Source organism: Vibrio ishigakensis (assembly GCF_024347675.1).
In the GTDB taxonomy this organism is placed as follows: domain Bacteria; phylum Pseudomonadota; class Gammaproteobacteria; order Enterobacterales; family Vibrionaceae; genus Vibrio; species Vibrio ishigakensis.
This window is the reverse complement of sequence record NZ_AP024881.1, coordinates 2,732,854-2,752,757: the sequence shown is the minus strand read 5'-3', so window position 1 is coordinate 2,752,757 and position 19,904 is coordinate 2,732,854. Positions and strand designations below refer to the sequence as shown.

Annotated in this window: 16 protein-coding genes; 12 read left to right on the top strand and 4 right to left on the bottom strand. The window is 47.2% G+C overall.

What is annotated here, in order from left to right; genetic code table 11:
* Positions 1-113: 113 nt before the first annotated feature.
* Both Pcarn_RS12680 and Pcarn_RS12675 read left to right on the top strand, forming a co-directional pair.
* Positions 114-464, top strand: coding sequence for a 5-carboxymethyl-2-hydroxymuconate Delta-isomerase (locus tag Pcarn_RS12680; RefSeq protein ID WP_261834199.1), 351 nt, complete (start codon positions 114-116; stop codon positions 462-464).
* A gap of 11 nt (positions 465-475) precedes the next feature.
* Positions 476-898 (top strand): DUF805 domain-containing protein, encoded by a 423-nt coding sequence (locus Pcarn_RS12675; protein WP_390904488.1) that lies wholly within the window; start codon positions 476-478, stop codon positions 896-898.
* A 37-nt stretch (positions 899-935) separates the two neighbouring features.
* Here Pcarn_RS12675 and glpX read toward each other — a convergent pair whose 3' ends face one another.
* On the bottom strand, positions 936-1,943 hold the full coding sequence (gene glpX / locus Pcarn_RS12670) for a class II fructose-bisphosphatase (protein ID WP_261834197.1): 1,008 nt from the start codon (positions 1,941-1,943) through the stop codon (positions 936-938).
* Between the two features lie 339 nt (positions 1,944-2,282).
* On the opposite strand from glpX, the gene zapB reads away from it, so the two are divergent.
* The gene (gene zapB / locus Pcarn_RS12665; RefSeq protein ID WP_261835686.1) at positions 2,283-2,525 is read left to right on the top strand and encodes a cell division protein ZapB; all 243 of its coding nucleotides are present in this window, start codon (positions 2,283-2,285) and stop codon (positions 2,523-2,525) included.
* 57 nt (positions 2,526-2,582) lie between these two features.
* On the opposite strand, the gene Pcarn_RS12660 is transcribed toward zapB, so the two are convergent.
* Both Pcarn_RS12660 and gpmM read right to left on the bottom strand, forming a co-directional pair.
* A complete protein-coding gene (locus tag Pcarn_RS12660; protein ID WP_261834196.1) occupies positions 2,583-3,734 on the bottom strand; it encodes a murein hydrolase activator EnvC family protein in 1,152 nt (383 codons plus the stop codon).
* 62 nt (positions 3,735-3,796) lie between these two features.
* Positions 3,797-5,335, bottom strand: coding sequence for a 2,3-bisphosphoglycerate-independent phosphoglycerate mutase (gene gpmM / locus Pcarn_RS12655; protein ID WP_261834195.1), 1,539 nt, complete (start codon positions 5,333-5,335; stop codon positions 3,797-3,799).
* A 420-nt stretch (positions 5,336-5,755) separates the two neighbouring features.
* Between gpmM and Pcarn_RS12650 the strand changes: the two genes are divergently transcribed.
* From Pcarn_RS12650 to cysE, 4 genes are all read left to right on the top strand, one after another.
* Complete coding sequence (locus Pcarn_RS12650; protein WP_261834194.1) at positions 5,756-6,223, top strand: rhodanese-like domain-containing protein; 468 nt, start codon at positions 5,756-5,758, stop codon at positions 6,221-6,223.
* A 107-nt stretch (positions 6,224-6,330) separates the two neighbouring features.
* Positions 6,331-6,810 carry a protein-export chaperone SecB gene (secB, locus tag Pcarn_RS12645; RefSeq protein WP_261834193.1) on the top strand — a complete coding sequence of 160 codons (480 nt, stop codon included), beginning with the start codon at positions 6,331-6,333 and terminating at the stop codon, positions 6,808-6,810.
* Positions 6,811-6,936: 126 nt separating this feature from the next.
* On the top strand, positions 6,937-7,959 hold the full coding sequence (gene gpsA / locus Pcarn_RS12640) for an NAD(P)H-dependent glycerol-3-phosphate dehydrogenase (RefSeq protein WP_261834192.1): 1,023 nt from the start codon (positions 6,937-6,939) through the stop codon (positions 7,957-7,959).
* 17 nt (positions 7,960-7,976) lie between these two features.
* The gene (gene cysE / locus Pcarn_RS12635) at positions 7,977-8,798 is read left to right on the top strand and encodes a serine O-acetyltransferase (RefSeq protein ID WP_261834191.1); all 822 of its coding nucleotides are present in this window, start codon (positions 7,977-7,979) and stop codon (positions 8,796-8,798) included.
* 9 nt (positions 8,799-8,807) lie between these two features.
* On the opposite strand, the gene Pcarn_RS12630 is transcribed toward cysE, so the two are convergent.
* Positions 8,808-10,148, bottom strand: coding sequence for an MATE family efflux transporter (locus Pcarn_RS12630; RefSeq protein WP_261834190.1), 1,341 nt, complete (start codon positions 10,146-10,148; stop codon positions 8,808-8,810).
* A gap of 239 nt (positions 10,149-10,387) precedes the next feature.
* Between Pcarn_RS12630 and Pcarn_RS12625 the strand changes: the two genes are divergently transcribed.
* The 5 genes from Pcarn_RS12625 to Pcarn_RS12605 all read left to right on the top strand — a co-directional run bounded on the left by Pcarn_RS12625 (position 10,388) and on the right by Pcarn_RS12605 (position 19,821).
* Positions 10,388-10,678, top strand: coding sequence for a co-chaperone GroES (locus Pcarn_RS12625; RefSeq protein WP_261834189.1), 291 nt, complete (start codon positions 10,388-10,390; stop codon positions 10,676-10,678).
* Positions 10,679-10,731: 53 nt separating this feature from the next.
* Positions 10,732-12,378: a chaperonin GroEL gene (groL, locus tag Pcarn_RS12620; RefSeq protein ID WP_261834188.1), complete on the top strand. Its 1,647-nt coding sequence runs from the start codon at positions 10,732-10,734 to the stop codon at positions 12,376-12,378.
* 340 nt (positions 12,379-12,718) lie between these two features.
* On the top strand, positions 12,719-16,582 hold the full coding sequence (gene pulA / locus Pcarn_RS12615; protein ID WP_261834187.1) for a pullulanase-type alpha-1,6-glucosidase: 3,864 nt from the start codon (positions 12,719-12,721) through the stop codon (positions 16,580-16,582).
* Positions 16,583-16,685: 103 nt separating this feature from the next.
* Positions 16,686-18,122: an ATP-binding cassette domain-containing protein gene (locus tag Pcarn_RS12610; protein WP_261834186.1), complete on the top strand. Its 1,437-nt coding sequence runs from the start codon at positions 16,686-16,688 to the stop codon at positions 18,120-18,122.
* A gap of 106 nt (positions 18,123-18,228) precedes the next feature.
* Positions 18,229-19,821: an ABC-F family ATPase gene (locus Pcarn_RS12605; RefSeq protein WP_261834185.1), complete on the top strand. Its 1,593-nt coding sequence runs from the start codon at positions 18,229-18,231 to the stop codon at positions 19,819-19,821.
* Positions 19,822-19,904: the final 83 nt, after the last annotated feature.

The following is a 19,904-nucleotide window of genomic DNA, read 5'->3' as shown; positions in this document are numbered from 1 at the left end:
CAAGCTTAACTCAAAAGCGAGCAACTTGAGTGATCTGATAGGCAATTTCTCAGGCTTTATGCTTCAAACTGTGATGCTTGGTGTAAGGTGGCAAATTCACAAAAGGAGATCGTATGCCTAATCTAGTCATGGAATACACGCAACCCATTGAAGAAAGAGTGAATGTGCAGGGTTTGTTACAAGATCTGCATCAGTCTATGATTGATAGTGGGTTGTTTGAGGCAAGTTCAGTAAAGTCACGTGCACTGCGTTGCCACACCTGGTTGGTGGGGGAGCATGAAGACGATGTGGACTTTATCCATTTAACCGTAGAGTTACTCTCTGGGCGCACCGAAGAACAAAAGCGTGCCTTGTCTCGAGACCTGATGCAGTTGCTTACGCAAAATGCTGAGTGGGTGCACAGTTTGACTATCAATGTTCGAGATATGGATCGTGAATGCTTTCAGAAGGTGAGCCACGACTAAACGAGGTGAAGATGAATCTTCCACAACTGCTGTTTTCTTTTGAAGGCCGAGTAGGTCGCAAACAGTTTTGGATCTGGAACCTGTGTTACTACTTTGGATTGGCACTAATCGGCGGCTTGTTAGCTCAGATCTCGCCTGGGCTGGCTATGTTTGCTATCCCGATCGTGCTGGTGATACTGCTTATTCCAGATCTTGCGATAACAGCAAAGCGTTGGCATGACAGAGAAAAAAGCGCTTGGATGCTACTACTGAATATTCCATTAGTGGTAGGCAGGGCAATGATGCCAGCAGGCAGTCAGGCCATGGTGGCGGAAACCTCAGCCGCGCCAGTGATCTCAATCGTGGCTCTGGCTTGTGGGGCTTGGATTCTTATAGAGTGTGGTTTCTTAAAGGGAACCGAAGGCAAGAACCGATACGGTGAGCCTTACGCTTAAAGTAAAAAACGTTGCCCGAAGGCAACGTTTTTTTGTTTTATAGGATGTGGTGACGAATCTCGTCATCCTTGCGCTCCAAGTAGTGAATAGACTTGATGCGACGAATGGTGCGACAGCGACCACGGATAAGCAGGGTCTCTGTGGTTGCGATATCACCTTGACGGCTGATGCCTTCAAGTAGGTCACCTTTAGTGATGCCGGTTGCTGAGAATACAACGTTGTCACTACGAGCCATGTCAGACATGGTTAGAACGATGTTCGCTTCAACGCCCATCTCCTGACAGCGTGCTAGTTCTAGCTCGCCGTGTTCACGGTTCTCTGGGGTATCGCCCTTCACTTCGTGACGAGGTAGAAGACGACCGTGCATGTCACCGTCTAGTGCGCGGATAACCGCGGCTGATACCACACCTTCAGGTGCGCCACCAATGCAGTACATCACGTCTACTTCGCTATCTGGCATACAGGTTAGGATAGACGCTGCTACGTCACCGTCTGGCACAGCGAATACACGTACACCCATGGCCTGCATCTCTGCAATCACTTGGTCGTGACGAGGTTTAGCTAGAGTAGTTACGGTTAGCGTATCCAGGCTCTTGCCTAGTGCTTTTGCGATGTTTTGTAGATTCTCTGCCAGAGGCTTGTCTAGATCGATATGACCCTTAGCGCCTGGGCCTACAACCAGTTTTTCCATGTACATATCAGGTGCTTTTAGGAAGCTACCTTTCTCACCCGCTGCTAGAACAGCCAGTGCATTTGATTGACCCATAGCGGTCATACGTGTGCCTTCGATTGGGTCTACCGCGATATCAACCGCGTCACCACCTAGGCCTACGTTTTCGCCGATATACAGCATTGGCGCATCATCGATCTCGCCCTCACCAATCACAATCTCACCGCTGATATCGGTTTTGTTGAGTAGGCTACGCATTACTTCTACTGCCGCTCCATCGGCTGCATTTTTGTCTCCGCGTCCAAGCCATTTGTAACCGGCCAGTGCAGCACCTTCAGTTACACGAGAAAATGCCATCGCCAAATCGCGTTTCATATCGACTCCAGTATTTTAGAGGTTAAAGTTTGGTCGGCGGGATTCTAACATAGCCGTAGGAAAACGTTTGCTTAATTGAGCCTAATTTGACTTGAACCATCAAACTTGCGTTGTTATCTGCATCGAACTTGGTTGCTTACAGCACATTGATGTCAAAATATGATTAAGATCGCTGTTTTTTTATTCACTTGAACTAAAAATGAAAGTTTAGGTGTGTTTATATACATGACTGTGAGTAGAATGAAACGGAAGTTAGATCTATGACCAAGCTAGATACAGCATAGCCCGAGGGGGCATATAGCTTGGTTATACAACGATGATGGAATTAGGTAGGTCATGATGTCTTTAGAAGTATTGGAAAAACTAGAAGCAAAAGTACAGACAGCAGTCGACACGATTACTCTGCTACAAATGGAAGTTGATGAGCTTAAAGAGCAAAAGCAACAACTAGAAAGCGAAGCAGAGCAACTACGTGGTGAGAAAGCTCAATTTGAAGAGCGTGCACGTCAGGTTCAAACTGAGCACGACCAATGGCAAGAGCGCATCCGTAGCATGCTAGGTAAAATGGAAGAAGTGGAATAATCCGCATCTTCGCAAAGAATTGAAAAGAAAACGCCGACTCATTGAGTCGGCGTTTTTTTATCGGGTTAGCCAGCGTTGAGGGTTCTCGGTGCGGCTGTTACGTCTCAATTCGAAATAGACCGAGGCTCGGCTTTGGCCGCCGGTGTCACCGGCAAGGGCAATGGTCTCACCCGCTGTGACTTTATCGCCTTCTTTCTTGGTTAGGACTTGGTTGTAGCCATATAGGGTCATGTCGCCCTTGCCGTGGTCGATGAGCATTACTAGACCATAGCCACGCAAGTAATCGGCAAATACCACCTTACCTGGATACACGGCTTTAACTGGCTGCTCGTAATTGGCATTGATTACCATACCCTTCCAGTCAGCTTGTCCACCTTGGGTGGAGCCGTAGGTGTGTAGAACACGACCTTTTACTGGCCACGGCAGTTTGCCACGCTGTTTTGCCAGACCATCCATAGGCACTGAATTACGTTTAGCTGCTTTGGCAATCTCCGCCTTTAGCCGTGCTTCGTTTCGTTTTAGCTCATTCAGATAGGCTTGGTCGCCCTTGATGCTACGACTAATCTTAGTCACTGTGCCCTTACGGCTAGACTGCGACTTCTTCAGATTGGCTAATTGGGTCGATTGCTCTTGAAGCAGTGTTTGGATTTGCTGCTGCTCTGCCAGAAGCTGTTGGTTCTTGGCTTCAAGTTGCTTGTTGGTCTCTTCAAGCTCTTCAATGGCTTCAGTGCGCTTGATCGCGAGATGCTGATAATACTGACTGATTCTATCTTTGTGACCTGCGCTGTCCTGGCTCAAAAAGTTGTCCAGCTTGGCGTTGGTGTGCATCAGATAGTAGGCCTTAACCAACTCTTTAAGATTGTGCTTTTGTTGCTCGGTTTGTTTTACCAGAGCGTCGTGCTCGACCTTGTACTGGGCAAGATTCTTCTGAGAGGTGCTTAGGGTTGATTTGGTTTGGTTCAGCTTCTTGGTGGCGTTAGAGATAGCAAGCTCGTCGGATTTGAGTCGCTTCTGCAGGCCATCCAGTTCTTTCTGTTGCTGAGCTAGGTTTCTCTGCTGACGAGAGATCTCACCTTTTACACCCTTTAGCTCTTCTGTGCTGGCGAGGGGTGCCGCAGAGTGGAGCAGGGAGGCTGCTAGTAATAATAAAACGCCAGCGTTTCTAACACTGGCGTTTCGCTTTTGCTTACGCGTAGGTGCTTGATTCATCCTAAATCTTAATCTTGCTAAGGGTTGCTACCGAGATAGTAGCAACCAACTGATAGCAAAGATTATTTCAGATTTACTAGAACCTGACCAGACATCTCAGCAGGGATTTCCATGTCTGATAGAGACAGCATGGTTGGAGCTAGGTCAGACAGCTTACCGTCTTGTTTGAACTCTAGGTCTTTACCGCCCACGTAGATCAGAGGAACTGGTAGGTTAGTGTGAGCTGTGTGGATGCCACCAGTCTCAGGGTTAACCATCATCTCTGCGTTACCGTGGTCAGCAGTGATTAGCATTTGGCCGTCAACTTCTTTGATAGCTTCAACTACTTTGCCTAGGCACTCATCTAGCGCTTCACTTGCTTTAACTGCTGCATCGTAAACGCCAGTGTGGCCAACCATGTCACAGTTAGGGTAGTTGCAAACGATAGCGTCGTACTTACCAGACTTGATAGCTGCAACTAGCTTGTCAGTCAGCTCAGGTGCGCTCATCTCAGGCTGTAGGTCATAGGTAGCAACCTTTGGAGAAGCTACAAGTTGACGCTCTTCGCCGTCGAATTCAGTCTCAACACCACCGTTGAAGAAGAAGGTAACGTGCGCGTATTTCTCAGTTTCAGAGATACGTAGCTGAGTTTTGCCTTCTTTAGATAGCCACTCACCGTAAGTGTTTTCTAGAGTTGCTGGTGGGAATGCGCATAGCAGAGGGATGTCTGCAGCGTATTGAGTCAGCATTACGAAATCAACGTTAGGGAATACGTTACGCTCGAAGCCGTCGAAAGCAGGTACGAAAGAACGAGTGATCTGACGAGCACGGTCAGCACGGTAGTTCATGAAGATTACTGCGTCGCCATCAACGATAGCTGCAGACTCTTGGCCTTCTGCTTTGATTTCAGTTGGTTTAACGAACTCATCGTTCTCGTCACGAGAATAAGCAGCTTCAAGACCAGCAACAGCAGAATCGAAAGTGAACTCAGCTTTAGCTTCAGTTAGAAGGTTATATGCTTGCTCAACACGGTCCCAGTTGTTATCACGGTCCATTGCGTAGTAACGACCCACTAGTGAAGCCACACGGCCTTTACCTAGTTTTTCGAAAAGAGCAGAGAAACGCTCAAGAGAGCCTTCAGCGCTGCGAGGTGGAGTGTCACGACCGTCTAGGAAGCAGTGTAGGTAGATCTTCTCAGCGCCACGCTCAGCAGCCATTTCAACTGCAGCGTAGATGTGGTCTTCGTGGCTGTGTACGCCACCTGGAGACATAAGACCCATGATGTGAACCGCTTTGCCTGCTTTGATAGCTTTATCCATAGCAGCAACTAGAGTTTCGTTTTGTTGGAACTCTTTGTCAGCGATTGACTTAGTGATACGAGTAAGGTCTTGGTATACAACGCGACCAGCACCGATGTTGGTGTGACCAACTTCAGAGTTACCCATTTGGCCGTCTGGCAGACCAACATCCATGCCTGACGCAGAGATTAGAGTGTTAGGGTTGTTAGCAATTAGACCGTCTAGAACAGGTGTTTTTGCGTTTGCGATTGCGTTGTCTTGTTTGTCTTCGCGGTATCCGTAACCGTCGAGGATCACTAGAGCCATAGGCTTCTTAGCTGACATAGGTTGACCTCTATATTTGAAAATTTAACTCAATAAACTGGTGAAGCTCTCACCCGAATGATTCGAGCATGAGCGAATTCTTCGTTGTTCAGTTTTCGACAAAGAGAACATTTAGCGTAATTTTACTACAGAAAAGCTCAGATGCGACGCTATCAGATCAATTAAATTTTATCTCGATCTCAGTTCTGAGTCTGTTGCGTTTGAATTTTATACAACATTAGAAATTTAGTTTCAAAACTCATACGGCATTTTTTATCTGTGACTTATCTTTACGATTTGAAATCAATTCTTGGCTCATACGTGATCTATGATCTCTTTTTCTTAGGGGATCCTAGGGCGCATCTTGTCGCATCCTAGATAGGTAGTGGTATACTGCGGCTTAAATTTTTCACTTTATGAATTAAAAAAGAGTATCGATAGATGCAAGAGATTTTCGAATTTGCACAGCAGAACCTAATTCTGACTGTTATTTGGGTTGGTCTGATCGTGGCTTTGGTGATGAACATCGTCAAATCGTCCACCGCGGGTTACAAAGAAATTGATACTCAAGAACTAACAACTCTGATCAACCGCGAAAACGGTGTAGTGGTAGATGTTCGTTCAAAAGATGAGTTCAAAAAGGGCCACATTACTGACGCAGTTCACATTTTGCCATCAGACATCAAAGACGAGTCATTTGGTGAGCTTGAAAACCGTAAAAGCGACCCAATCATCGTAGTATGCAAAACTGGTCAAACGGCGATCGACAGTGCAAACGCACTCGCTAAGTCTGGCTTTGAAAAAGTGTTTGTATTGAAGCATGGTCTAACTTCATGGACTGACGCGAACCTACCTTTGGTGCGCGTTAAGAAAGAGCCACGTAAACGTAAGCAAGCGCACAACAACTAATTCGAGTTGAGGCTTGGATTCACAAAGATGTAAAGGTCGCTGATTAGTATCGCCACCAAGCAAAGTGAAAGCCTCATCATCAATGAGAAATATTAAAGGAAAATACCATGTCTGACGCAGCAGCAGCGGCTCAACAGCCACAACAAAACTTCGCAATCCAACGCATCTTCCTAAAAGATCTGTCGTTTGAAGCGCCAAACTCACCAACTATGTTCCAAAAAGAGTGGAACCCAGATGTGAACCTAGACCTTGACACTAAGAGTGCTCAACTAGGTGAAGGCGTTTACGAAGTAGTTCTACGTCTAACTGTGACTGTTAAGAATGCAGACGAAACTGCTTTCCTATGTGAAATCCAACAAGGCGGTATCTTCACTGCTGAAGATATGGAACCAGGTCAACTAGCACATTGCCTAGGCGCGTTCTGCCCGAACATCCTGTTCCCATACGCTCGCGAAACTATCTCAAGCCTAGTAATCAAGGGTACCTTCCCTCAACTAAACCTAGCGCCAGTTAACTTTGACGCTCTGTTCATGAACTACCTACAAAACCAACAGCAGCAGCAAGAGCAACCTCAAGCTGACGCTTAATAGTTAGTTCATACTGACTTAATCTTCGAAAATGCACTTCCTGTCAGAAACCCTGGCAAGACGTGCATTTTTTATTTCTCGAGAGGTTATACTCTTGTGGATCTATTCAAGCAAACGGAAGTAACTATGGCTGAAACTACCACCGACTTTTCTGATGTATCGATGACGGTAATCGGCGCTGGCTCATATGGCACCTCGCTGGCAATTGCGCTCGCGCGTAACTCTAAGGTTGTTCTATGGGGCCATGAGCCTGAACATATGCATCGCCTTGAGCAGGACAGAGAGAACAAAGAATTCCTGTCAGACGTAGCCTTTCCTGAGTCTCTGGTTATTGAGGCGGATCTAGCTAAAGCGGTAGCAGCCTGTCGTGACATCCTAGTTGTGGTTCCAAGCCATGTATTTGGCATTGTTTTAAACAGCCTAAAACCGCATTTAACTGCTGAGCATCGTATCTGTTGGGCAACCAAGGGTCTTGAGCCTGAGACCGGTCGCTTGCTGAAAGATGTGGCTATCGACATCCTAGGAGAGAACTACCCACTGGCGGTTCTTTCCGGTCCTACTTTTGCGAAAGAGCTGGCTATGGGTATGCCAACGGCTATCTCAGTAGCTTCATCGAGTCCTGAATTTGCAGAGGAGCTTCAAGAGAAGATCCACTGCAGTAAGTCATTCCGCGTGTATGCTAATGACGACTTTATCGGTATGCAGCTTGGTGGCGCGGTGAAGAACGTTATCGCTATCGGTGCGGGTATGTCTGACGGCATTGGTTTTGGTGCCAACGCTCGTACTGCACTTATTACTCGTGGTTTGGCGGAGATGACTCGCCTGGGCGCGGCGCTCGGTGCTAAGCCTGAGACCTTTATGGGTATGGCTGGATTGGGCGATCTAGTCTTAACTTGTACCGATAACCAATCGCGTAACCGTCGCTTCGGTCTTGCCCTAGGCAAGGGACAAGATGTGGATACTGCACAAGAAGAGATCGGCCAAGTGGTTGAAGGTTATAGAAATACCAAAGAAGTTTGGATGCTGGCAGGACGCCAAGGGGTTGAAATGCCAATAGTTGACCAAATCTATCAAGTTCTATATCAAGGTAAAGATGCGCGCTTGGCTGCGCAAGACCTATTAGCTCGAGATAAAAAAGCAGAAAGATAAGCCCAAGGAAGAAGTTAATGACAGAATGTAAACCGGCACAGGTATGGGATTGCATCGTTAAAGAGGCAAGAAAGCAGGCGGATGAAGAGCCTATGTTGGCGAGTTTTTATCATGCCACCATTATCAATCATGATAGCTTTGCTGCTAGCCTGAGTTACATTCTGGCCAACAAACTCCGCACTGCGTCCATGTCTGCCATGGGCGTGCGTGATGTTATCGAAGAAGCTCTTGCCGCTGACCCTGAGATCACTAAGTCTGCGGCTTATGATATCTACGCTACCGTAAACCGTGACCCCGCGGTTTCTATGTACTCGGCGCCGCTTCTATATCTGAAAGGCTTCCATGCTCTTCAAGGCTATCGCATCGCGAATTGGCTGTGGAAGCAGGGGCGTGTGGCTCTAGCTACCTATCTACAAAACCAGATCTCTGTGGCGTGTCAGGTGGATATTCACCCTGCGGCTAAGATAGGTAACGGCATAATGCTCGACCACGCTACCGGTATTGTTATCGGTGAGACGGCCGTGGTAGAGAATGACGTTTCTATTCTGCAGGATGTGACCCTAGGTGGTACAGGTAAAGAGTCTGGTGACCGTCACCCTAAAATCCGCGAGGGCGTGATGATTGGTGCTGGTGCCAAGATCCTTGGCAATATCGAGGTGGGCGAGGGTGCTAAGATCGGCTCTTGTTCTGTAGTGCTTCAGGCCGTACCACCTCACACTACGGTTGCTGGTGTACCTGCTAAGATTGTGGGTCGTCCTCAATCTGATAAACCTTCAGAGGATATGGACCAACAGTTCAACGGCAAGTCACAAAGCTTTATCGGCGGCGACGGTATTTAGCTCGTTTATTTAAAGCAAGCTATCCGCTTGTTTTCTTAGTTGGAGTGCATACAGGTAACCCGCCACTCCAGCTAGGATATTCCCCACACCTATCCCAACAAACAGACCTTGTTCTCCATAGAACTCTGCGCCAACCCAGGCACAAGGCAGAGTAAAAGCAAACAGTCTTAAGCAGCTCCATAAGAAGGCTTTAGATGGCTGATGCAGTGCGTTTAACGCGCTCACCAACACCATTACCACCCCTTGAAATCCGTAGCTGATCGGCACGCACATCAGATATAACCACAGCAGGTCTTGTACCTGAATCTCTTGGCTAAACAGACCGGCGATAGAGGTGCTAAGTGGCACCATCATGATAAAGATAAGTATCTGAAACAGAATAGAAAAGCGCATACATAGGAACAGAGCATCGAAGCAGCGCTTGATGTTCTTTGCCCCTAGGTTCTGCGCAAGAAACGGCGTCAAAGCTGAAGTGAGTGCCATCAAAACAATAATAAGTAATGATTCCACACGCTGCGCCGCACCATAGGCCGCTACTGCAAATACTCCTTGTGCTGATACTAGCTTCATCAAGATGGCATTGGAGATAGGTACTAGCGAGTTAGAGATAGCTGCAGGCAACGAGATATGCAGTATCTGTTTCCAGTCTTGGATCAGAAACTTTGGCGATGGGAGCTTGAGCAGTTTTTCACGCTTGATCAGCAGGCTCAGCGACCAAACTAATGCTGCCCCCCAACTAATAGCACTGGCGATAGCTGCACCTTGAATGCCTAGCTTAGGCGCACCCAGATAACCAAAGATAAGAATCGGGTCGAGGATGGCATTAACTAGGGCGGCAAACATCATCATCTGCGATGGGGTTTTGGTATCGCCACTGGCGCGTATGGCTGCATTGCCGGTCATAGGTATCGTCAGAAGCGGAATTGCTAAGAACCAGATATGCATGTACTGCTCTATGAGAGGTAAGAGATCCGGTGTTGCGCCTAGGGCAAGAAACAGTGGCTCATGGAAGCGAATTCCTAACGAAGATACGCAGATAACCAAAAGCACCGCAAGGAGGATACCGTGACTCGAGAAACGAGCGGCCGTCTTGCTATCCCCTTGACCGAGAAAGCGCCCCACAAAGGTAGAGATGCCAAGGCCAACGCCCATAGTCAGACTGTTCAGACCAAAGGTAACAGGGAAAGTGAAGCTAACCGCCGCAAGAGGCTCGGTACCCAGCAGAGAGATAAAGAAGGCATCCACTAGGTTCATCAGCAAGATCGCGACAATACCAAACACCATAGGCAGGGTCATTTTTCGCAAAACATCGCTGATAGGGTCGGTTAACAAACCGTGTTTATCTTGCATCTAATAGAACTACTCTTGAGTCGTGATGGGCTAGCATAACCATTTCGCTCACACTCAGCTACAACTGTGCCAGCCTTTGCTTATTCATAGTCGGACGTAAACGGTTTCAGCGCACAATTTTTGTAAATTTCTTGTCTGCCCCCCTTGGGTTTGCCCCGTTAATCCCCATCATAGTTAGCGTTAGCCAAGAAATGGCATCCAATCATCTATCAGGAAAGTTAATTTAGGAGAATCAATCGATGAACATTCGTCCATTACACGACCGAGTTATCGTTGAGCGTCAAGAAGTTGAATCAAAGTCTGCTGGCGGCATCGTACTAACTGGTTCTGCTGCTGAAAAATCTACACGCGGTATCGTAGTTGCAGTTGGTAAAGGTCGCATCCTTGAAAACGGTACGGTTCAACCACTAGACGTGAAGGTTGGCGATACTGTTATTTTCTCTGAAGGCTACGGCACTAAGACTGAGAAGATCGACGGCAAAGAAGTTCTTATCATGTCTGAAAACGACATCATGGCAATCGTTGAATAATCGATTCTGAATCACAACGAAAACGAAAAATCGAATTTAGAAAGGAATAAATAATGGCTGCTAAAGACGTAAAATTTGGTAATGATGCACGCGTTAAAATGCTAGAGGGCGTTAACGTTCTAGCTGACGCGGTAAAGGTAACACTAGGCCCTAAAGGCCGTAACGTGGTACTAGACAAGTCTTTCGGTGCACCAACTATCACTAAAGATGGTGTATCTGTAGCGCGCGAAATCGAACTTGAAGACAAGTTCCAAAACATGGGCGCGCAAATGGTTAAAGAAGTAGCGTCTCAAGCAAACGACGCTGCGGGTGACGGTACAACAACTGCAACTGTACTAGCACAAGCTATCGTAAACGAAGGCCTTAAAGCGGTTGCAGCGGGTATGAACCCAATGGACCTTAAGCGCGGTATCGACAAAGCAGTAGTGGCTGCTGTTGAAGAGCTAAAAGCTCTGTCTCAACCATGTGCTGACACTAAAGCTATCGCTCAGGTAGGTACTATCTCTGCAAACTCTGATGAGACTGTAGGTAACATCATTGCAGAAGCGATGGAAAAAGTAGGTCGTGACGGCGTTATTACTGTTGAAGAAGGTCAGGCTCTACAAGACGAGCTAGACGTAGTTGAAGGTATGCAGTTTGACCGCGGTTACCTATCTCCTTACTTCATCAACAACCAAGAAGCGGGTTCTGTTGATCTAGAAAACCCATTCATCCTTCTTATCGACAAGAAAGTTTCAAACATCCGCGAACTACTTCCAACTCTAGAAGCAGTAGCTAAAGCATCTCGCCCACTTCTAATCATCGCTGAAGATGTAGAAGGTGAAGCACTAGCAACTCTAGTTGTGAACAACATGCGTGGTATCGTTAAGGTTGCTGCAGTTAAGGCTCCAGGTTTTGGTGACCGTCGTAAGGCAATGCTACAAGACATCGCTATCCTAACTGGCGGTACTGTTATCTCTGAAGAGATCGGTCTTGAGCTTGAGAAGGTAACTCTAGAAGACCTAGGTCAAGCGAAGCGCGTAACCGTAACTAAAGAAAACTCTACCATCATCGATGGTGCAGGTGACGAAGTAGCGATCAACGCTCGCGTTGCTCAAATCCGTCAACAAGTTGAAGATGCAACTTCTGACTATGACAAAGAGAAGCTTCAAGAGCGCGTAGCTAAGCTAGCTGGCGGTGTTGCAGTAATCAAGGTTGGTGCAGCAACTGAAGTTGAGATGAAAGAGAAGAAAGACCGCGTTGAAGACGCACTTCACGCAACTCGCGCAGCGGTTGAAGAAGGCGTTGTAGCAGGTGGTGGTGTTGCTCTAATCCGTGCAGCTTCAAAACTGACTGAGCTAACAGGCGACAACGAAGAGCAAAACGTAGGTATCCGCGTTGCTCTACGTGCAATGGAAGCACCTATCCGTCAAATCACTAAGAACGCAGGTGACGAAGAGTCTGTAGTTGCTAACCAAGTTAAGCAAGGCGAAGGTAGCTATGGCTACAACGCTGCAACTGGTGTTTACGGTGACATGCTAGAGATGGGTATCCTAGATCCAACTAAGGTAACTCGTAGCGCACTTCAATTCGCAGCATCTGTTGCAGGTCTGATGATCACTACAGAAGCTATGGTTACTGACAAGCCTCAAGCTGATGCTCCAGCAATGCCTGATATGGGCGGCATGGGTGGCATGGGCGGTATGCCAGGCATGATGTAATCCAGTCGATTTATCGATTTAAGAGCGAGGGTTTTTACCCTCGCTTTTTTTTGCCTCGAGTTCTGAATCTGTTATTTGCTCTGTGAATGCTAGGGATGAGATTAAGGGAGTAGATGAATGGTTTTAGGGGGTGAATCCCTCATCCTACAAAGCGTGAATAGGACTGTTTTTTGTACACCTGCATTTAGTGACTCTCCTTGCATATATCTCTATCTAATTGTTTAAAAAGACTTTTTACGTACGCTATCACACTTTGTGGCACGACTTTCTTCCTAACATATACGCCTATCGAGGCAGGGGGCCTCGGTTTAATTCTGTAGCAAATTTTTTGGAAGGGATTATGAAGTTCAAAATAAATACATTGGCGAAGACCACCATGCCTATGATGGTAACTTCGATCATGTTGATGAGTGGCGGTGTTGCCCAAGCATCGGATCTTTACCCAGCACAAGACGATGAAGTCGTTATCTATTATAACCGCGGTACCGACAACGAGGCCGAGTACAACGGTTGGGGTCTGCACCTATGGAATGGTGAAGGCTGTACCAGCACAGACCTTGAAAAAATGGGTATTGGTTCAGGCGGTACGGATTGGAATGATCCGTATCCAGTTTCAGGCTTTAGTGACACATATGGCGCGTATTACGTGCTGAATGTAGACCTAGATGCGAGCGACCCTCACACATGTATGAACTTCATCCTTCACAAGGGTGACGATAAAGCCTTTGGTAGTGCAAACCAAAAGGTTCAGCTGACAGAGCTGGGTGAAACGCGAGGCTTGTTTGGCTTCCATGGTTCGAGCCAACTCTATTATGAGCCGATCTCTGAGCGCCCAATCGCTATCGATGGGCAAAAAGCTCACTGGCTGGATAGAGACACAATCGCTTGGGAAGACGCGGCTAATGCAGCACGCGTAGAGCTGAGATACTCACCACGCAATCGCATCGAGCTTGACGAAGAGACCAATGTGATCACAGGTGGTAAATCCCTTGATGTGCCGATCACAGGTGAACTGAGTGAAGAGTTAAAACAACGCTTCCCGCACCTAAGTGGTATGACAGGCACTCAGATCGATGTTCGAGACAGAAAGCTAGCTCGTATCCTGAAAAGTCAGATCGTCATGGTCGCTTATGATGATGAAGACAAGGTACTCGCGGCCACTGAAGTGCAAAAGGCTGGCGTGCTGGATGATGTGTTTGTTAACGAAGATGCCGGTAATGCTATCTCTGAAGAACTGGGCGCTATCGTAAACGGCTCCCGCACCGAATTTAAACTGTGGGCACCAACCGCTCAAAACGTAGATCTATACATCTACAACAAGAATAAGAAACAGACCAAGAAGATTAACCTAGCTGAGAACCCTGAGACAGGTGTATGGGAATCTGGTCAGGTTAATGGCGTAGTAGGTGATTACTATCGCTATGAGGTAACGGTTTATCACCCAACCACTAAGCGCATCGAAACTGTGATGGTTACAGACCCTTACTCGCACAGCGTTTCAACCAACTCTCGCTATTCCCAAGTTGTTGATTTGGCGAATGATAAAAAGTTGAAGCCGAAAGGCTGGGACAAGTATGAAAGACCAGAAACCCCTGTGGGTGACAATGGCGAGTATCTAGATGAGTACCACATCCTGTATGAATCTCACCTGAGAGATTTCAGCTTCAGCGATAGCAAAGGTAAGAAAAAGTACAACGGTAAATACCTAGCCTTAACCGAAGATAAGCGTGAATCTGTTCAGCATCTTCAAGAGCTTCAAGCGGCCGGTCTAACTACGCTACACATTCTACCTGCCTTTGATATTGCGACAGTAGACGAAGCCAACACAGTAGACATTAACGATAAAGTACGTGATCTGTGTAAGGTGAAGCCAGAAGCGGTTGTTTGTGGTACTGAGAATAAGAACGCCACTCTAGAAAGTGTACTAGAGAGCTACGACCCTGCTACCAAGGATGCGCAAACCTTGATGAATGACCTGCGCATGTTGGACAGCTTCAACTGGGGTTATGACCCATTCCATTACACGGTTCCAGAGGGCAGTTACGCGACCAATGCTGAGGGCACTGCGCGCATCAAGGAATTCCGTGAGATGGTTAAAGCCACTCATGAGATGGACCTTAAACTGGTTATGGACGTGGTGTACAACCACACCAACGCTTCGGGTGTGAACGAGAAATCGGTTCTAGATAAGATAGTTCCGGGATACTACCACCGCCTAAACATCAACACCGGTGGCGTTGAGACTTCTACTTGTTGTGATAACACAGCAACCGAAAACCGCATGATGGGTAAGCTGATGGTGGACTCATTGGTGACCTGGGCGAAAGAGTACAACGTGGATGGTTTCCGCTTTGACTTGATGGCGCACCAACCAAAAGACCTTATGGTTGAAGCGCTAGAAGAGGTACGTAAGGTTCGTCCTGACATCCTATTCTACGGTGAAGGCTGGGATTTTGGTGAGGTAGCCAATAACGCACGCTTTGAGCAAGCTACCCAGATCAATATGGCAGGCACGGGTATAGGTACCTTCTCTGACCGTCTGCGTGATGCGGTACGTGGTGGTAGCCCATTCGATGGTGACGGCACAGGTCTTCGTAAGAACCAAGGCTTTGCTAACGCCGCTTATCCAAACGAGCGTCGTGACGAGTCTCAGGAAGAGCTAACTAATATGCTTCATAACCAAGACATAGTGCGTCTGGGTATGGCGGGTAACCTAGCTGATTTTGTTATGGTCGACTCTCAAGGTAATACCATTACAGGTAAAGACCTTGACTATAACGGTGCACCTGCGGGTTACACTAAGTCTCCTTCAGAGAACATCTCTTATGTATCTAAGCACGATAACCAGACCCTTTGGGACAACAACGCTTATAAGACAGCGATTGGGGTAACACCGCAAGAGCGTGCACGCATGCAGACCATCGCTATGTCCACGGTTATGATAGGTCAAGGTATTCCATTTATTCATATGGGCTCAGAACTGCTTCGCTCTAAGTCGATGCAGCGCGACTCTTATGATTCAGGAGACTGGTTCAACCGCGTTCGCTTTGATGGTAGCGACAACAACTGGAACGTAGGCCTACCTCGTGAGGACAAAGATGGTGCTAACTACGAGCTGATCGGTCAGATCATCGCAGATACGAGTCTGTATGTGGATGAGTCAGATATCGAACTGACTAAACAGCAGTTCCTAGAGCTTCTGAAGATTCGTACCTCTAGCCCACTGTTCCAACTACAAACAGCAGATGATGTGGCTGACCGAGTTGATTTCCACAATGTTGGTGAAGATCAAACCTATGGCTTGATCGTCATGTCTATTGATGATGGTACATCAGCCGGTGCTGACTTGGACCCTAACTATGACGCTGTAGTGGTAGTGGTGAATGCGACTGCTGAAGAGCAAAACTTTACTGTTGATGCTGCTTCAGGTTTTGAGCTGCACTCAGTGCAACAAGACTCTGCCGATGCCGTCGTGCAGCAGGCATACTTTGCAGGTAATACCTTCAACGTACCAGCACTGACAACAGCGGTATTTGTACAGCCACAGGATGGTGCACAGGGTGCAGGTCTTCCGGTAGATTCGAAAGAAGATGTTCCTCCATTCGGACAACAGAAAGTATACATTGCGGGTGATTTCCCAGCAGACTTCTGGAACCCTGCTGGCATTGAGGTTCCTTATGCTGGAAATGGCATCTACAAGGTAGCTCTTGGCTTGGCATCAGATACTGGTTACAAGTTCACCCTAGGCTCATGGGAGACGGAAATGGGTTGTGGTGGTGATAACTGTCCAGCTAACTTCTCTGAGTTAGGTATGTATGAGTTTGCTATCGATGCTACTGATTACCAAGCACCACAGATCATCGATGCCAAATTGGTTGAGAGCTATGAAGGTGAAGATTGGTACATTCCGGGCACCATCGTAGGTGGTTGGAATCATGATGCCGCAAATCTAATGGCCTTTGCTCAAGACGATGGCCTTGTAACTATCGAGAGTGCAGAGCTAACAGCAGGTACCACTTATGAGTTTAAGTTTACCTGTGGCGATTGGGGTCAATGTGAACACGGCGCTAGTGCAGTTACTGCAGCCGATGGCTCACTACCAATCGGTGGTGACAATAACATCACCTTTACTGCACCAGCAGATGGTCGTTATGTCATTAGCTTCGACTTCCTACAGAAAACCGTATCTATCCAAGTGCTTTAATCTCAATTGAGTTTTCTAAAAAAAGCCAAAACGCCACTCTCGACGAGTGGCGTTTTTTTGTTCCTAAAGTCATGGCACAATGGGTTGAAATAAGGAGAAAGTCATGCGCATTCAGGGAATTAGGATCAGTAACTCAACGGCTAGCTTGAGTATCAAAGATTGGCAACTAGGCGAAGAGCACTGGGGAATACTCACAACCTCCAGTGACAGCAATCGACTGCTAGAGCAGTTGCTCATGGGTGATATTGAGCCTGAGAGTGGTGAAATCTCTCAGCTCGTAGATTCAGTTGAATGTGTTTCTCTGTATGAGCAACAAAAGCTCCTAGAGCGAGAGCTCGCAAATGACGAAACGGACTTTCAAGATTCTATCGATTACGGCTCCAGCGTTGAGCAACTTATCTCCGAGCTCGGTTGCTCTGATGCTGAGCTTGAGCAGGTAATCCAAAAAACTGACTTAATTGCTCTACGTGATAGACCGTTTAGGCAGCTTTCCACCGGCGAAACGCGTCGCTTGATGTTGGCTAGAGCCTTGGTCAAAAAACCAAAGCTGTTAGTGCTAGATGAGCCATATTCTGGGCTCGATATCGCTCACCGTGCCTCACTAACCAAGCTTCTTGATGAACTCTCATCCAAGATGCAATTGATAGTCATGACTTCTCGTGAAGATGAATTCCCAAGTGCTATTTCCCATCTCGCCCTGTTCGATAATGCACAGCTTAGCCAAACCTTAAGCATACAAGAGTGGCACGATCACCCACTACGCCAACAAGCACTTTCACTATCGGAGTCCAAAAGCTCGGATTGGCTCTCTTTGATGGAAGGAGAGAACGAGCAACTCTCGCAAGAGCCTCTGATTAAGCTAACCAATGCCAAGGTAGAGTATCTAGATGGAATCATCTTCAAGGACTTTAACTGGCAGATGGATCAAGGTCAGCACTGGCAAATACGCGGTCCAAACGGATGCGGCAAGAGTACCTTATTGGGGCTTATCGTCGGTGACCATCCACAGTGCTATGCCAATGACATTCAAATCTTCGGTATCAAGCGTGGTAGTGGCGAGTCTATCTGGGATGTAAAGAAACGCATCGGGATTGTTTCGTCTTCTTTGCATCTTCAATATCGTGTGGGCTGTAGCGTGCTTGAGGTGCTTTTATCGGGCTACTTTGACTCCATCGGCTTATATGAACAGCCGAGCAAGAAGCAGTTGCTGTTCGCTGAGCGTTGGTTAGAAGTGTTGGAGATGAGCCATTTGGCTAAAACCGGCTTTAGGCAGCTGGACTATGGTCAGCAGCGTTTGCTGCTGGTGGCTAGGGCTCTGATCAAGCGTCCGCAGCTTCTGGTGCTCGATGAGCCTTACCAAGGGTTGGATTTTATCAGTCGCAAGTTGGTACATGCTGCTCTTGAAAAGATATCCAGTGCCAATCTTAGCAGCCTTTTGTATGTCACCCATTATCAAGAAGATGAACTGCAAGCCATTCGAAACTTTATCGACTTTGAGCCTCTAGAAGAGGGGCATAAGCTGGTAACTAGCCACAAATAACAGCATTTGAGCTAAACAAAGTGTGCTTTAGCTCAAACTTTACTGGCTATTTTTCCTACAAACGAGTACCTTTGCGCGGTTAATTTTTTACGCATAAGGGTCTGCTTTGATTTCCACAGCTAATATCACTCAACAATTCGGTGCAAAACCACTTTTCGAAAACATCTCAGTTAAGTTTGGTGAGGGTAACCGTTACGGCCTGATCGGCGCTAACGGCTGCGGTAAATCTACCTTTATGAAGATCCTTAGCGGTGAGCTAGAGCCGACTTCAGGTAATGTTAGCTACGATCCAAACGAGCGTGTTGCCAAGCTAAACCAGGACCAGTTTGCCTATGAAGAGTTTACGGTAATCGACACTGTAATCATGGGCTACAAAGAGCTGTGGGACGTTAAACAAGAGCGTGACCGCATCTACTCTCTTCCAGAAATGAGCGAAGAAGAGGGCATGTTGGTTGCTGACCTTGAAGTTCAGTTCGCTGAGATGGATGGTTACATGGCAGAGGCGAAAGCCGGTGAACTGCTACTTGCTGTAGGTATCCCGGAAGAGCAACACTTCGGTCTGATGAGTGAGGTTGCACCTGGTTGGAAACTGCGTGTGCTTCTTGCTCAGGTTCTATTTGCTGACCCGCACATCATGCTTCTTGATGAGCCTACCAACAACTTGGATATGGACACTATCCGCTGGCTAGAAGAGACCCTAAACCAGCGTAACTGCACCATGATCATTATCTCGCACGACCGTCATTTCCTAAACTCAGTATGTACCCACATGGCTGACTTGGATTACGGTGAGCTTCGCGTTTATCCAGGTAACTACGATGAATACATGACAGCAGCTACACAGGCTCGTGAACGTCTGCTATCGGACAACGCTAAAAAGAAAGCACAGATTGCTGAGCTACAAACCTTCGTATCTCGCTTCTCGGCTAACGCATCTAAGGCGAAGCAAGCCACCTCTCGCGCTAAGCAGATCGATAAGATCCAGCTTGATGAAGTTAAAGCGTCGAGCCGTCAAAACCCATTCATTCGTTTTGAGCAATCTAAAGAGCTATTCCGTAATGCGCTTGTGGTTGAGAACCTAACTCAAGGCTTTGAAGAAGACCTGTATTCTGACTTCAACGCTATCTTCGAAGTGGGCGAGCGTGTTGCTATCATTGGTGAAAACGGCGTGGGTAAAACCACACTGCTGAACACATTAGCAGGTGCGCTTGAAGCTCGTTCTGGTGAGTACAAGTGGTCTGAAAACTCGAACATCGGTTACTACGCTCAAGACCATGCAGAAGATTTTGCAGAAGACCTAAAAGTATTTGATTGGATGGCTCAATGGCGTCAAGAGGGCGACGATGAGCAAGTGGTACGCAGCTTCCTTGGTCGTATGCTGTTTGGGCAAGACGATATTAAGAAGTCGGTGAAGGTTCTATCTGGTGGTGAGCAAGGTCGTATGCTTCTTGGCAAGATCATGATGCATAAGCCAAATATCCTATTGATGGATGAGCCAACTAACCACATGGATATGGAATCTATCGAGTCATTGAACAATGCACTTGAGCAGTATAAGGGCACCTTGTTCTTCGTATCTCACGACCGCGTATTCGTAGACTCATTGGCGACCCGTATTCTTGAGATCAAGGATAACAAGATCACTGACTTCCGTGGTACCTACGCTGAGCTTCTAAAGTCTCGCGGTATCGACGGCTAATCCAGCCTTTTAGTAAAAAGAACATGATGAGCCCTCTGCGAAAGCAGGGGGCTTTTTTTTATGATAAATATATGAAATATCTA